This is a genomic window from Nonomuraea sp. NPDC050478, from assembly GCF_044458265.1.
Taxonomy (GTDB): Bacteria; Actinomycetota; Actinomycetes; order Streptosporangiales; family Streptosporangiaceae; genus Nonomuraea; species Nonomuraea ferruginea.
This window is the reverse complement of the sequence record NZ_JBITHT010000010.1, coordinates 63,208-76,357: the sequence shown is the minus strand read 5'-3', so window position 1 is coordinate 76,357 and position 13,150 is coordinate 63,208. Positions and strand designations below refer to the sequence as shown.

Sequence of the window (13,150 nt, the reverse complement as noted above, 5' to 3'; positions counted from 1 at the left end):
GCTGTGGGGGCACTTAAGAACTCCTCGATGGACACGTCCGGCGGAGAGCGGGCACAGTGCGTAACGTTCGACTGGGGGGATGTTCGCCATGAAAGCACTGGTCAAGGAGAAGGCCGAGCCGGGCCTGTCGCTGGTCGAGGTACCCGAGCCCGAGGTGGGGCCGGGTGAGGTGAAGATCAGGGTGCTGAGGACCGGCATCTGCGGCACCGACCTACACATACAGAAATTCGATGATTGGGCGAGGCATACGCTGGAGCTTCCCCTCATCGTGGGACACGAGTTCTCCGGTCACGTCGTCGAGATCGCGCCGGGCGTCGAGGACATCGCCGTCGGCGACCTGGTCAGCGGCGAGGGCCACATCGTCTGCGGCAAGTGCCGCAACTGCATGGCCGGCCGCCGCCACCTGTGCCGCAACACCGTCGGCCTGGGCGTCAACCGCGACGGCGCGTTCGCCGAGTACGTGACGCTGCCCGCCACGAACGTGTGGGTGCACCGGGTGCCCGTCCATCCCGACGTGGCCGCCATCTTCGACCCGTTCGGCAACGCCGTGCACACCGCCCTGTCGTTCCCGCTGGTCGGCGAGGACGTGCTGATCACCGGCGCGGGCCCGATCGGCCTGATGGCCGCGGCCGTCGCCACCCACGTCGGCGCCCGCAACGTGGTCATCACCGACGTCAGCGACGAGCGGCTCGACCTGGCCGGCAAGCTCGGGGTCTCGCTGGCGGTGAACGTCTCCCGCGCCTCCCTGGCCGACGGCATGCGCCAGCTCGGCATGAAAGAGGGCTTCGACGTGGGCCTGGAGATGTCCGGCAGCCCGGCGGCGCTGCGCGAGATGATCGCCAGCATGACCCACGGCGGCAAGATCGCCATGCTCGGGCTGCCCGCCGAGGAGTTCGCCGTCGACTGGTCGACCGTGGTCATCTCGATGCTGACCATCAAGGGCGTGTACGGCCGGGAGATGTTCGAGACCTGGTACAACATGTCGGTCCTGATCGAGAAGGGCCTCGACCTCTCCCCCGTGATCACCGACCGCTTCCCGTACCACGCGTTCGAGACCGCCTTCGAGACGGCCGCGAGCGGCCGCACGGGCAAGGTCATTCTTGATTGGAGCGCTTGATGTTCACGAACGTACGCGACCAGCTGCGTGCGACGCTCGACGAGATCGCCGAGGCCGGGCTGCACAAGCCCGAGCGCGTCATCAGCACCCCGCAGAGCTCCCAGGTGAGCGTGGCGGGCCAGGAGGTGCTCAACTTCTGCGCCAACAACTACCTCGGCCTGGCCGACCATCCCGAGGTCATCGAGGCCGCCAAGCGGGCGCTGGACCGGTGGGGGTTCGGCATGGCCTCGGTGCGCTTCATCTGCGGCACCCAGGAGGTGCACAAGGAGCTCGAAGCCCGGCTGTCGGACTTCCTCGGCATGGAGGACACCGTCCTCTACAGCTCGTGCTTCGACGCCAACGGCGGCGTGTTCGAGACCCTGCTCGACGAGCGCGACGCGGTCATCTCCGACGCGCTCAACCACGCGAGCATCATCGACGGCATCCGCCTGTCCAAGGCCCGCCGCCACCGCTACGCCAACCGTGACATGGCCGAGCTGGAGGCCAGGCTGAAGGAGTCGTCGGACGCCCGCAGGCGGCTGATCGTCACCGACGGCGTGTTCTCCATGGACGGCTACCTCGCGCCGCTGGCCGACATCTGCGACCTCGCCGAACGCTACGACGCCATGGTCATGGTCGACGACTCCCACGCGGTCGGCTTCGTCGGCCCCACCGGGCGCGGCACCCCCGAGCTGCACGGGGTGACCGACCGGATCGACATCATCACCGGCACGCTCGGCAAGGCGCTCGGCGGCGCGTCCGGCGGCTACGTGTCCGGCCGCCGGGAGATCTGCGAGCTGCTGCGCCAGCGCTCCCGCCCGTACCTGTTCTCCAACTCGCTCGCCCCCGCCATCGCCGCCACCTCGCTGCGCATCCTCGACCTGCTGGAGACCACCAGCGAGGCGCGCGAGCGGCTGCGGGCCAACACCGAGCGGTTCCGGGGGCGGATGACCGAGGCCGGGTTCGACATCCTGCCCGGCGACCACCCGATCGTCCCGGTGATGATCGGCGACGCCGCCGAGGCCGGGGCCATGGCCGAGCGCCTGCTGGAGCTGGGCGTCTACGTGATCGGCTTCTCCTACCCGGTGGTGCCGCACGGCATGGCCCGCATCCGCGTCCAGCTCTCGGCCGCCCACTCCGAGTCGGACGTGGACCGCGCGGTGGACGCGTTCATCCAGGCCCGCGGCTGAGCTCGGCCCTTCCCTGGCCGGAGGGCGTATCCTCGCGGCGTGATAGACACGCGGCGGTTGCGCACGCTCCAGGCGGTGGCCGACCACGGCACGGTCACCGCCGCTGCCGCCGCCCTGCACCTCACCCCGTCCGCCGTGTCGCAGCAGCTCGCCGCGCTGGAGCACGAGGTCGGCCACCGGCTGTTCATCCGCGACGGCCGCGGCGTCCACCTCACCGCCGTCGGCAAGATCATGCTGGGACACGCCGACGAGGTCCTGGCCCAGCTCGAACGCGCCCGCGCCGAGGTCGCCGACTACACCGCGGGCGCCGCGGGCGAGGTGACCGTGGCCTGCTTCGCCACCGCGATCAGCGCCGTGCTCGCCCCCGCGATCACGGCCCTGCGCGCCTCCGCGCCCGGCCTCCAGGTACGGGTACGCGACGCGGAGGGCGACCAGTCCCTGACGATGCTCCTCGACAGCGAGGCCGACGTGGCGATCGCGGTCGAGTACCGGGGCGCCCCCGACGACCGGCGCCTGTCCCGGGTCCCGCTGTACGCCGAGCCCTTCGACCTCGTCCTGCCCGAGACGCACCCGCCGACCGGCACTTCGCTGGCCGCGCTCGCCGATGAGACCTGGATCGGCCCGTACCCGGGGAACCCGGTGCACGACGTGATCGCCTTCGCCTGTGAGCAGGCCGGTTTCACTCCCCGCTTCGCCCACTGCTCGGACGACTTCCGCGCCGTGGTCGCCCTGGTGGCCGCCGGGGCGGGCGTCGCCCTGGTGCCCCGGCTGGCGCTGCGCGACATGGCCCAGCCGGGCGTCGCGATCCGCCACGTGCCGGGCCCGGAACGCCGCGTCTTCGCCGCCGTCCGCCGCGGCGCCGAGTCCCATCCCCTGCTCCGGCCGCTGCTCGCCACCCTCCGCGATCTCACGACCTCGTTCACCCCTGACGGGAACGACCGCTCACAGGGCTAGCCGGGCCAGTTTGTCGGGGTTCAGGATGCCGTACACCTCGCTGATCCGGTGCTGATCCTCGGCCATGACGACGACCAGCACCGCGTACGGCAGACCGTCGGAGAAGAGCGCCGCGGTGGGCGGGCCGTCCTGGGCGGACCAGTACACCGTCGTCTCCAGGCCCACCGGCGCGACCGCCGCCAGCAGCCTGCTCACCCGATCGCTGCCGGTGACCGGACGCAGGGCGGCCTTGACGCGTCCGCCGCCGTCCGTGCGCAGTGTCACGTCCGGAGCCAGCACCTCCATCAGGCCGGCGATGCTCCCGCCCAGCGCGGCGTCGAGGAAGCGCTCCGCGACGGCCTGGGCGGCGGCCCGCTCCTCGGGGAACCGCGGACGGCGGGCCTCGACGTGTTCGCGGGCCCGGTGGACGAGCTGGCGGACGGCGGCGGGAGAGCGGCCGAGGATACGGGCGACCTCGGCGTGCCGGAAGCCGAACGCCTCGTACAGGATGAACGCCGCCCGCTCCAGCGGCGAGAGCGTCTCCAGCACCACCATCAGCCCGTAAGTCACCTCCTGGGCGCGGGCCACGTCCTCGACCGGGTCCGGGCCGGGCTCCGGCAGCCAGGGGCCGACGTACTCGTGGTGGAGGCGGTCGCGTTCGTCCAGGGCCAGGCGGGTGACGACGCGGACGAGGTAGGCGCGGGGGTTGTCCACCCGGGCGTGGTCCACGCCGTGCCAGCGCAGCCAGGTCTCCTGCACCACGTCCTCGGCGTCGCCGGCGCTGCCCAGGATGTCGAAGGCGATGCTGAACAGCAGGTTGCGGTGCGTGTGGAAGGGGTCGGCGGTCATCGGGCGGCGGGCTCGCCGACGCGCAGGGCGTGCCTGGCCGCCGTGATCGCGCTGTTGACGGAGATCTCGCCGCGCATCCCGGGCGCCGCCACCATGTCGCCCGCCAGGAACACGCCGTGGCCCCGGTCGATCGCGGGACGGTCGCGCCAGGTCATGCCGGGCAGGTCGAGCGCGCCCGTACGGTGCCTGGCCGCCCCGGAACGCCGCCAGGTCACGCGCTCGCGCCAGCCGGGCACCGCCAGATCGGCCAGCGCCTCCACCCGCCGGGTCGCCTCGGCCCTGGACTCGCCGCGGCGGATCGGCATGTCGATCTGGAACAGCGTCTCCCCCTGGGGCGCGGCCGTGGGGTCCTGCATGGAGTAGCTCTCGTGGAAGCCGCCGTCGTCCAGGTCCCAGCAGATGAAGCGGTCGCCCCGCGCCGAGCGCACGGCCAGGTCCAGCATCACGCAGTCGCCGCTCTCCCAGCGCAGCGTGTCGTCGCCGAGCAGGAGCCGCGCCGACGACAGCTCGGTCGCGACGATCGTCGGCTCGCCCGGCAGCTCGGTCACGCGAGAGCCCAGCTCGACGCGTACGCCGAGGTCGCGGGCGCGGGCGGCGAGCCGGTCGATCACCGCCTGCCAGCCGCCGACCACCCACCGGACCGCCGGCGGGCGCGGGGCGAACACCCGGCGCAGCAGATCCCACACGAACGCCGCCGACAACCGCCCCGTGTCGGCGTCGTACGTCACCACGCTGATCGCGTTGGCGGCCACCCGGGCCGTGCGCTCGCCGTACGACCTGGACGCCCAGGTGTGGAAGTCCATCTCGACCGGTGCCGTCCTGGGCCCCGTCGCCATCATCCGCAGGAACCCCGCCGGGGGCAGCAGCCGCATCCGGCCGTCCCGTACGAACCCCATCCGGTAATCACGCACCGCCGGTCTGCCCAGCCCGTCGACCAGGCCCCGCTCCCGCAACCACGCCCAGTGCGGCCCGTCGGCGTAGAAGACGTGAGCGCCCTCGTGAACCAGGTACGGCCCGGCGATCGCCCGCCCCCGCCCGCCGAGCGTCCTGTGCGCCTCGTGCAGCGTCACCTCCGCCCCCGCCTCCGCGCAGACGACGGCCGCCACCAGCCCGGCCAGCCCGCCGCCGACCACCACGATCTTCTTCGTCACATTCCTCCCCTTTCCTCACATCATGAGAAGGAAAAGGCGCCGCAAATGTGACATCCTCAGCCCGCCCGGGTGACGGCGTCGGCGAAGCGGGTGTAGCGGTCGCGTTCCTCTTCGACGGGCTGGAGCACGTACTCCTGCCCCACCCTGCCGATGGCCTCGCGCAGCGCCTTGGAAGCCTTGCGGGCGCGGCGACGGCCGCCGAGCCAGGCGGCCACCCTGGACAGCAGGGCGATGAGCACCCCGGCCAGCGCGCCGCCGAGCAGCAGCACGGTCGGCCACGGCACCTCGCCGGCGGTCGGCAGGGGCGGCTCGGGCAGGCGCAGGTAGCCCAGCGCGAACAGCCCGCCCAGCCAGAGCGCCCCGGCCAGCAGGGCCGCGAACACGAGCCACTGCAACGCGTTCACCGCCCGCCACCAGCGGGGCCGCCGGGTCGCTCCCAGGGAGGTGCGGCCGACGGCCTTGTCCACGGCGTCGGCCAGCTCCGCCGAGCGCGAGCGCGCCGCCTGCCGCACCGACGCCGCCCACGCGCCCGGCAGCCCGGCGGCGGCCGACTCGCCGACGTCCCTGATCGCGGTCTCGACCTGCGCCCGCTGCACGGCGGACGCCTCGGGTACGGAGGTGCGGCCCACCAACTCGCGGTCCGGGGAGGACGCGGGCGCGGCCACACCGATCCGCAGCCGCCGCAACGGGTCGGGCCGGAACCGCCGCACCCACCGGGTGACGGGCCACCCGGTGGCGACCACGGCCCGGTGCCGGTGCCCCTTCGCCACGGCCTCCACCACGACCGGCACCCCGGCGGCCCGCGACAGCGCGGCCACCAGGCGCCCTTCCAGCCCCGTGACGTCTCCGGACACCGCCGGCAACGCCGCCTGCCCGTCCGGCGCGCTTCTCAGCGGCCCGCCACCGCCTCGGGCCTCGATCCCGGCCCAGGAGCCGGTCTCGGCCTGATGGTGCGGTGCGTCCGGGGGTACGGCGCCGTCGGCCGGTCCCGTGTCAAGGGCGAGCGTCCCTTCTCCGGCAGACCCTTCGGTCCGTCCGCGCGGGCTGCCGGAAGTGTGACCGCTCGTACGGGGAAGGGCCGACGAGGCGGTGGTCAGGTGGGTGGCGGCGGTGGTGACGTCGGCGGCGAGGCGGGCGGACCAGGAGGCGCGGTCCGCGACCCGGGTGGACAGGAGGGTGCGCAGTTCGGCCAGGCCGGCGCCCGTCCGGGCCGACACGCCGAGGACCGGGACGCCGGTGAGGCCGTCGGCGTCGAGGAGGCGGCGCAGGTCCTTGAGGCAGCGGTCCGCCGCGCCGGGCGGGAGGCGGTCGATCTGGTTGAGTACCACCACCATGACGTCCCGGTGCCCCGCCAGCGGTCGCAGGTAGCGCTCGTGGATGGCGGCGTCGGCGTACTTCTGCGGATCCAGCACCCACACCAGCAGGTCGACCAGCTCCACCAGCCGGTCCACCTCCAGCCGGTGGGACAGCCGGATCGAGTCGTGGTCGGGCAGGTCGAGCAGGACCAGGCCGGACAGGTCGTCGACGGCGGACGCGGAGTGGCGGTGCGGGACGTCGAGCCAGTCGAGCAGCGGCCCGGCTCCCGCGCCGTCCCACAGCGCCGCCTGGGCGGTCGACGTGGTGGGCCGGGTGACGCCGACGGCGGCCAGGTCCGTGCCGGTCATGGCGTTGAACAGTGACGACTTGCCGCTGCCGGTCGCCCCGGCGAGCGCGGCCACCGTGTGCTCGACGGACAGCCGGCGCCGCGCCCCCGCCCGCTCGGCCACCGCGCGCGCCGCCGCGACGGCCTCCGCCGGCAGCCGCCCCTCGCCCAGCTCGGCCGCCTCCAGCAGCGCGGCCAGCCGCGAGTCCAGCGAAGGCCGCTCCTTGCGGCGCAGCAGCTTCACCGCGCGTCCCCTCCCTCGGACGTCCGCGCCCGCGGCGACCCGCCAGGATCAGAACCACCACCGGGAGACTCCCGGAGTCCCGCGCCGCCCGCCTCAGAACCACCGCCGGGAGACTCCCGGAATTCCGCGCCGCCCGCCTCAGAACCACCGCCGGGAGACTCCCGGGGTCCCGTCCCGGACGGGTCGGGGCCACCCTCGGGAGGGAGCCCCGTCCCGGACGGGTCGGCCGCGGGGCGGGCCTTCTCGGAGGGCGGGCCCTCCAGGTCACGGTCCCGCCGACCAGATGGGAGCTCCGTCCGGTGGTCGCGGATCGTACGGGCCGCGTCCAGCAGGGCGGTGGCCGTGCCGCGCGACGGCTCCAGCGGCTCCAGGACGGACAGGAAACGGGCCGCCTCCTCGTCCATCAGCCCCCGCACCCGCTCCCGCAGGTCCTCCCGGGCGCGGATGGTGAGCGTGCGCACCGCCTGGTCGCCGAAGATCGCCTCCAGCAGCTTCTGCGACAGCACGGTGGTGCCGCCCGCGATCCCCACCTCGATCCCGGTCAGCCCGCCCGTCGAGGCGAACACGGCCAGCATCAGCAGCAGCCCCGCCCCGTTCACGCCGAACGACGCCGCGCGCGCCGTGGTCCGCCTCTCCGCGCCTTCCTCCCGTACGAGGTCGAGCACGAACTCCTGCCAGCCGCGCACCGCCAGCTCGGTCCGCTTGCCCAGGTCGGGGGCGGCGCGGCCGAGCCGGGCCGACTCGATCGCGCCGAGCCGGTCGAGCAGCCCCGCGCCGCCGGGCGCGGCCGACCAGCCTTCGAGCGCCCGCTCGGCGGCGGCGTCGGCGGATCCCCTGATGAGCGCCTCGACGCCGCTCTCCAGCGCGTCCCTGAGCCGGTTCTCGGGCACCTGGCCGGTGAAGAAGCCGACGATCCGGTCGCGCAGCCACCCCACCCGGCTCTCCAGGGAGCGCATGAAGTCGCCGGTGCCGATGAAGTCCTGCCAGCGGGCCAGCACCTCGCCGCGGAGCAGCGACCCGTCGCGCATGCCCTCGTCGAAGTCCGCCATTCCGCCCGCGTAGGCGCCCTCGACCACGTCACGCAGCGTGCCGAAGCCGGCCTCCTGCCGCTCGACCGCGCCGGCCAGCGCGGGGACGCGGACGGCGAGGCTGTCGAGCGCGCCCGACAGCGTCTGCCGTACGACGCGGGCGCGTTCGGCGGCGTCGGCGGCGAGCCCGGAGAGCCAGGCGGCGATCGGGGCGACGGCGTCGGCGGGCAGTCGGGCCTTCTCGGAGGGCAGCGGCGCCTCGGGCACGGTGAACAGGCGGGTGCCGTCGAGCCCGTTCTCGGTCAGCAGGCGCTCCAGGTCGCGGGCGACCGGCCCCGCGGCCTCGGCAGGCACCCGGTCGAGCACGACGGCGAGCGCGGTGCTGCGCTCGCGGGCGGTGCGCAGGAAGCTCCACGGCACCTCGTCGGCGTAGCGGGCGGCGGTGGTGACGAACAGCCACAGGTCCGCGGCGGCCAGGAGCTGCGCGGCCAGCTCGCGGTTGGCGGTCACCACGGAGTCGATGTCGGGCGCGTCCAGCAGCGCCAGCCCGGCGCCGAGCGCCTCGGACGTCACCACCCGGAGCGCGCCGGGGCCGGAGCCGGTGGCGCGGGACATGCCGGGCAGCACGTTCTGGCCCATGAACCAGTCGCGGTCGGCCGGGTTGGCGACCAGGGTCGGCACCAGCGTGGTCGGCCGCAGCACCCCCGGCTCGGCCACGTCGGCCCCGACCAGCGAGTTGACCAGCGTGGACTTGCCCGCCCCGGTGGAGCCGCCGACCACGGCGAGCAGCGGGGCGTCGATCGCCCGCAGCCGCGGCAGCAGGTAGTCGTCGAGCTGGCCGGTCAGCTCCTTGAGCGCGCGCCGGTCGCCCGCCGCCTCGCCGATCGCCAGCGGGAACAGCTCCCGGTCCAGCGTCCCGCGCAGTCGCTGGAGCGCGCTCAACAGGTCCATACCGTCAAGCTAGCCCGAGGGCGGCTCCCTTAACACGTATCCGACGCTGCGCAGCGTGTGGATGAGCCGCGGCTCCACGTCGTCGACCTTGCGCCGGAGATAGGACACGTACGATTCGACCACCCCGGCGTCGCCGCCGAAGTCGTAGTTCCACACGTGGTCGAGGATCTGCGCCTTCGACACCACCCGGCCGGCGTTGGCCATGAAGTAGTGCAGCAGCTTGAACTCGGTCGGCGACAGCCGCACCTGGCGGCCGGCCCGCCACACCTCGCGCGCCTCCTCGTCCAGCTCCAGGTCGGCCACCTTGAGCCGGCTCGCGGGCGCGCCCTCGCCCCGGGTGCGGCGCAGCACCGCGCGGATGCGCGCCTGGACCTCCTCCAGGCTGAACGGCTTGGTCACGTAGTCGTCGCCCACCCGCAGCCCGGCGATCTTGTCTTCGGTGGCGTCGCGGGCGGTCAGGAACAGCACCGGCGCGTCGATCCGCCTGGCCACCTCGAACCCGTCGAGGTCCGGCAGCATGACGTCGAGCACCACCAGGTCGGGGCCGGTCCGCTTGGCGACCTCGACGGCCTCGTTGCCGTCGGCGGCGGTGACCACCTCGAACCCGGAGAAACGCAGGCTCGCCGAGAGCAGGTCCCTGATGCTGGGCTCGTCGTCCACCACCATGATCAGCGCCTCGGGTTTGCTCACCCTCTCAGGGTGGCCCAGTGACCTGAGGAAACGCTGAAGGCTCACTCCAAGGCGAGTGGGAGTTCGACCCGGAACGTGGCGCCCTCGCCGGGCGCGCTCCGCGCCACGACCGTGCCGCCGTGCGCCTGCACGAGCGCCTGCACGATGGCCAGGCCGAGCCCGCTGCCCCGGTCCTCGCCCGAACGCCGCCTGGACCTGGCCGAGTCGGCCCGGTAGAAGCGTTCGAAGACCCGGTCCACCTGGTCGGGGCTGAGTCCGGGCCCCTTGTCGGCCACTTCCAGGAAGACCGTCCCGTCGCCGGCGCCGACCCGCACGGTGATCGGGGTGCCCTCCTCGGTGTGGATGAGCGCGTTGGAGGTCAGGTTGCCGACCACCTGGCGCAGCCGCACCTCGTCGCCGGAGACGATGAGCGCGGCGCCGCCGACGACGTCCAGGTCGATCTGCCGGTCGGGGGCGAGGATGCGCGCCTCCTGCACCGCGTCGGCGGCCAGCGCCAGCATGTCCACCGGGCGCATCTTGAGCGGGCGGTGCTGGTCCACCTGGGCGAGCAGCAGCAGGTCGTCCACGAGCAGGGTCATCCGGCCGGCCGCGTTCTCCACCCGCTGCATCAGCTCGGCCGGGTCGGCGCCGGGGTTCTGGCGGGCGTACTCGGCGAAGCCGCGGATCGAGGTGAGCGGGGTGCGCAGCTCGTGCGAGGCGTCGGTGACGAACTGCCGCATCCGGTCCTCGGAGCGCCTGGCGGCCTCCTCGGAGGCCGAGCGCGCCGCGAACGCGCTCTCGATCTGCGCGAGCATCCCGTTGAGCGCCGTGGCCAGCCGCCCGACCTCGGTGCGCGAGTCGCCGTCGGGCACCCGGCGGCCCAGCTCGCCCGCGGCGATGGTGCCGGCGGTGCGCTCGATCTCGACCAGCGGCCGCATGCTGCGCCGCACGATGGTGACGCCCACCACGGCCAGGATGAGCACGATGCCGCCGCCGCCCAGCAGCTCGATGAAGACGAGCCGCCGGGTGATCTCGTTGACCTCAGTCAGGTCGGTGGCGACCACGAACGTGCCGTACGGGGTGGCGGTCTCGCGCACCCTCCACTCGCCGGGGCCGCTCACGGCGGGCGCGGTGTAGACGCCGGGCCCCGGCGAGTCCTCCAGCTGCGGCTTGGGCTTCTGGTCGACGTCCCTGTCGCCCTGGGCGGGGGTCAGCCCGCCGTACGGGTCGCGCAGCAGCACGATCGTGTCCGACTCGATGAGCAGCGGCTTCTCGGACGTCTGCCTGCCCTGCTCGCGCCGCTCGGCGTCGATGATCAGCCGTTTCTGGACCCGTACCGAGATCAGGTTGACCTGGCCGTCGACGCGGTCCATCAGGTAGCCGTGCAGGACCGAGACGCTCACCACGCCGATGAACGACATGCCGATGCCGAGCAGCGCCAGCATCGAGGCCATGAGCTTGATCCGGAGCGGCAGCCGGCCCGACCTGGCCATCAGCCGCTCGGCGGCAACCGCAGGACGTATCCGACGCCGCGCAGGGTGTGGATGAGCCGCGGACTGCGATTGTCGATCTTACGGCGGAGCACCGAGACGTAGGACTCGACGATGCCTACCTCGCCGCGGAAGTCATAGTCCCACACGTGGTCGAGGATCTGCGGCTTGGACAGCACCCGTCCGGCGTTCGTCATGAAGTAGCGCAGCAGCTTGAACTCGGTCGGCGACAGCGCGACGGCGTGGCCGCCGCGCCACACCTCGTGGCTCTCCTCGTCCAGCTCTATGTCGGCGAACGTCAGCCTGGGCGGGGGCGGCTGCGCGTCGCCGCTGGTACGGCGGAGCACGGCGTGGATCCTGGCCACGACCTCTTCCAGGCTGAACGGCTTGGTCACGTAGTCGTCGCCGCCGATCGTCAGCCCGCGGATCTTGTCCTCGGTCTCGTCCTTGGCCGTCAGGAACACCACGGGCGTGTACATGCCGCCGCTCCGCAGCCGCCGCACGATCTCGAAGCCGTCCAGGTCGGGCAGCATGACGTCGAGCACCACGAGGTCCGGGCGTTGCCGTTGGACCGCGGCGACCGTGTCGGCGCCGCTCTTGGCGGTGGACACGTCGAAGCCCGCGAACCTCAGGCTCGCGGCGAGGAGTTCGAGGATGTTCGGGTCGTCTTCGACGATCAACAGGCGCGCTTCCATCACCATCAAGGATGCACTCATCGGGAGGGTGCCGGAACAATTCCGGCAATGTGCTGGGCGATGGCCAGGCTCGACGTGGCAGCGGGGGAAGGCGCGTTCCGTACGAGGACGACGTTCCCGTGCACGTCCACCGCGAAGTCGTCCACCAGCGAGCCGTCGCGCGCCACCGCCTGCGCGCGCACGCCGCCCGCGGCGCGTTGCAGGTCATCGGCGGTGAGCTCGGGGACGTAGCGGCGCGCGGCCTCGGTGAAGGCGCTCTTGACCAGTGAGCCGTAGACCTCCTTGACGCCGGTGCGCCAGTGGCGGCGGGCCATGCGGAGGGTGCCGGGCCAGGCGAGAATCTGAGGAAAATTACGAAAATTTCGCCATGTGTAGCCTTCGTACGCGCCCGCCAGCACCGCGTTCGGCCCCACCAGCACCTCCCCGCCGACGTGCCGGGTGAGGTGCACCCCGAGGAACGGGTAGCGCGGGTCGGGCACCGGGTAGATGAGCCCGCGCACCAGGCCCCTCGCCGCCCCCCGCAGCGCGTAGTACTCGCCGCGGAACGGCACGATGCGCACCGAGCCCGGCCGGCCCGCCATCGCGGCCACCGCGTCCGTGCCGAGCCCGGCGCAGACCACCAGCCGGTCGAAGGCGAACCTGCCCGTCCCCGCCACCACCTCCACGCCCCTGGACGTCTCCCTGATGCCCCTGACCGGATGCCGCAGCCGTACCGAGCCGCCCAGCTCCGCCACGTCGAGCGCGAGCCGGCGCGCGACCGCGGGGAAGTCGGCGATCGCGGTGTGCGGCGAGTGGATCGCCGCCACGCCGACCGCGTGCGGCTCCACCTCGCGCAGCCCGAGCGCGTCCAGCTCGGTGATGCCGGGCACGCCGTTGGCCCTGGCCCGCTCCGCCAGCGCGGCCAGCCGCGGCCGCTCCGCCCGGGTGGCGGCCACCACGAGCTTGCCGACCTCCTCGTACGGGAGCGCGTGCCGCGCGCAGTAGTCCTTCAGCAGCGCCACGCCCTCGCGGCAGAGCCTGGCCTTCAGCGAGCCGGGCGGGTAGTAGATGCCCGCGTGCACGACCCCGCTGTTGTGGCCGGTCTGGTGGGCCCCGACGCGGCCCTCCTTCTCCAGCACGGTCACCTCGGCGCCCCTGGTGGCGGCCAGTTCGCGAGCGACCGCCAGGCCGACGATCCCGGCCCCCACGACTCCGATCTTCTCCGTCACCAGA

At 73.3% G+C, this 13,150-nt stretch carries 11 protein-coding genes; 3 read left to right on the top strand and 8 right to left on the bottom strand.

From position 1 onward, the window contains the following. Positions 1–88: 88 nt before the first annotated feature. From tdh to ACIBF7_RS39410, 3 genes are read left to right on the top strand one after another with little or no spacing between them, the layout of a single operon-like run. Complete coding sequence (gene tdh, locus ACIBF7_RS39420; protein ID WP_364233620.1) at positions 89–1,117, top strand: L-threonine 3-dehydrogenase; 1,029 nt, start codon at positions 89–91, stop codon at positions 1,115–1,117. Then, the gene (locus ACIBF7_RS39415) at positions 1,117–2,286 is read left to right on the top strand and encodes a glycine C-acetyltransferase (protein WP_397199376.1); all 1,170 of its coding nucleotides are present in this window, start codon (positions 1,117–1,119) and stop codon (positions 2,284–2,286) included. Before tdh ends, ACIBF7_RS39415 begins: the two co-directional genes overlap by 1 nt. Before the next feature lie 39 nt (positions 2,287–2,325). After that, a complete protein-coding gene (locus tag ACIBF7_RS39410; protein ID WP_219550127.1) occupies positions 2,326–3,240 on the top strand; it encodes a LysR family transcriptional regulator in 915 nt (304 codons plus the stop codon). Here the strand turns inward: ACIBF7_RS39410 and ACIBF7_RS39405 are convergent. The 8 genes from ACIBF7_RS39405 to lhgO all read right to left on the bottom strand — a co-directional run bounded on the left by ACIBF7_RS39405 (position 3,229) and on the right by lhgO (position 13,149). Further along, positions 3,229–4,068: a sigma-70 family RNA polymerase sigma factor gene (locus tag ACIBF7_RS39405; RefSeq protein WP_271277497.1), complete on the bottom strand. Its 840-nt coding sequence runs from the start codon at positions 4,066–4,068 to the stop codon at positions 3,229–3,231. The genes ACIBF7_RS39410 and ACIBF7_RS39405 overlap by 12 nt on opposite strands. Beyond that, the gene (locus tag ACIBF7_RS39400) at positions 4,065–5,219 is read right to left on the bottom strand and encodes an FAD-dependent oxidoreductase (protein ID WP_397199375.1); all 1,155 of its coding nucleotides are present in this window, start codon (positions 5,217–5,219) and stop codon (positions 4,065–4,067) included. The genes ACIBF7_RS39405 and ACIBF7_RS39400 overlap by 4 nt, the downstream gene beginning before the upstream one ends. A gap of 56 nt (positions 5,220–5,275) precedes the next feature. Further along, the gene (locus ACIBF7_RS39395; RefSeq protein ID WP_148035099.1) at positions 5,276–7,105 is read right to left on the bottom strand and encodes a YfjP family GTPase; all 1,830 of its coding nucleotides are present in this window, start codon (positions 7,103–7,105) and stop codon (positions 5,276–5,278) included. Beyond that, positions 7,102–9,084, bottom strand: a complete 1,983-nt coding sequence (locus ACIBF7_RS39390) for an ABC transporter (protein ID WP_397199374.1) — start codon at positions 9,082–9,084, stop codon at positions 7,102–7,104. The genes ACIBF7_RS39395 and ACIBF7_RS39390 overlap by 4 nt, the downstream gene beginning before the upstream one ends. A 9-nt stretch (positions 9,085–9,093) precedes the next feature. After that, complete coding sequence (locus ACIBF7_RS39385) at positions 9,094–9,750, bottom strand: response regulator transcription factor (RefSeq protein WP_148037095.1); 657 nt, start codon at positions 9,748–9,750, stop codon at positions 9,094–9,096. Between the two features lie 65 nt (positions 9,751–9,815). Then, positions 9,816–11,246 carry a HAMP domain-containing sensor histidine kinase gene (locus ACIBF7_RS39380; RefSeq protein WP_148035100.1) on the bottom strand — a complete coding sequence of 477 codons (1,431 nt, stop codon included), beginning with the start codon at positions 11,244–11,246 and terminating at the stop codon, positions 9,816–9,818. Next, positions 11,246–11,938, bottom strand: a complete 693-nt coding sequence (locus ACIBF7_RS39375; protein ID WP_281429610.1) for a response regulator transcription factor — start codon at positions 11,936–11,938, stop codon at positions 11,246–11,248. Before ACIBF7_RS39375 ends, ACIBF7_RS39380 begins: the two co-directional genes overlap by 1 nt. Before the next feature lie 17 nt (positions 11,939–11,955). After that, positions 11,956–13,149, bottom strand: coding sequence for an L-2-hydroxyglutarate oxidase (lhgO, locus tag ACIBF7_RS39370; RefSeq protein ID WP_397199502.1), 1,194 nt, complete (start codon positions 13,147–13,149; stop codon positions 11,956–11,958). Position 13,150: the final 1 nt, after the last annotated feature.

Excerpts from the sequence above, each read along its gene's own strand:
- ACIBF7_RS39385 (WP_148037095.1), bottom strand. The coding sequence starts at position 9,750 with ATGGTGGTGGACGACGAGCCCAGCATCAGGGACCTGCTCTCGGCGAGC.
- ACIBF7_RS39375 (WP_281429610.1), bottom strand. The coding sequence starts at position 11,938 with ATGGAAGCGCGCCTGTTGATCGTCGAAGACGACCCGAACATCCTCGAA.
- ACIBF7_RS39380 (WP_148035100.1), bottom strand. The coding sequence starts at position 11,246 with ATGGCCAGGTCGGGCCGGCTGCCGCTCCGGATCAAGCTCATGGCCTCG.
- ACIBF7_RS39405 (WP_271277497.1), bottom strand. The coding sequence starts at position 4,068 with ATGACCGCCGACCCCTTCCACACGCACCGCAACCTGCTGTTCAGCATC.
- ACIBF7_RS39390 (WP_397199374.1), bottom strand. The coding sequence starts at position 9,084 with ATGGACCTGTTGAGCGCGCTCCAGCGACTGCGCGGGACGCTGGACCGG.
- ACIBF7_RS39415 (WP_397199376.1), top strand. The coding sequence starts at position 1,117 with ATGTTCACGAACGTACGCGACCAGCTGCGTGCGACGCTCGACGAGATC.
- tdh (WP_364233620.1), top strand. The coding sequence starts at position 89 with ATGAAAGCACTGGTCAAGGAGAAGGCCGAGCCGGGCCTGTCGCTGGTC.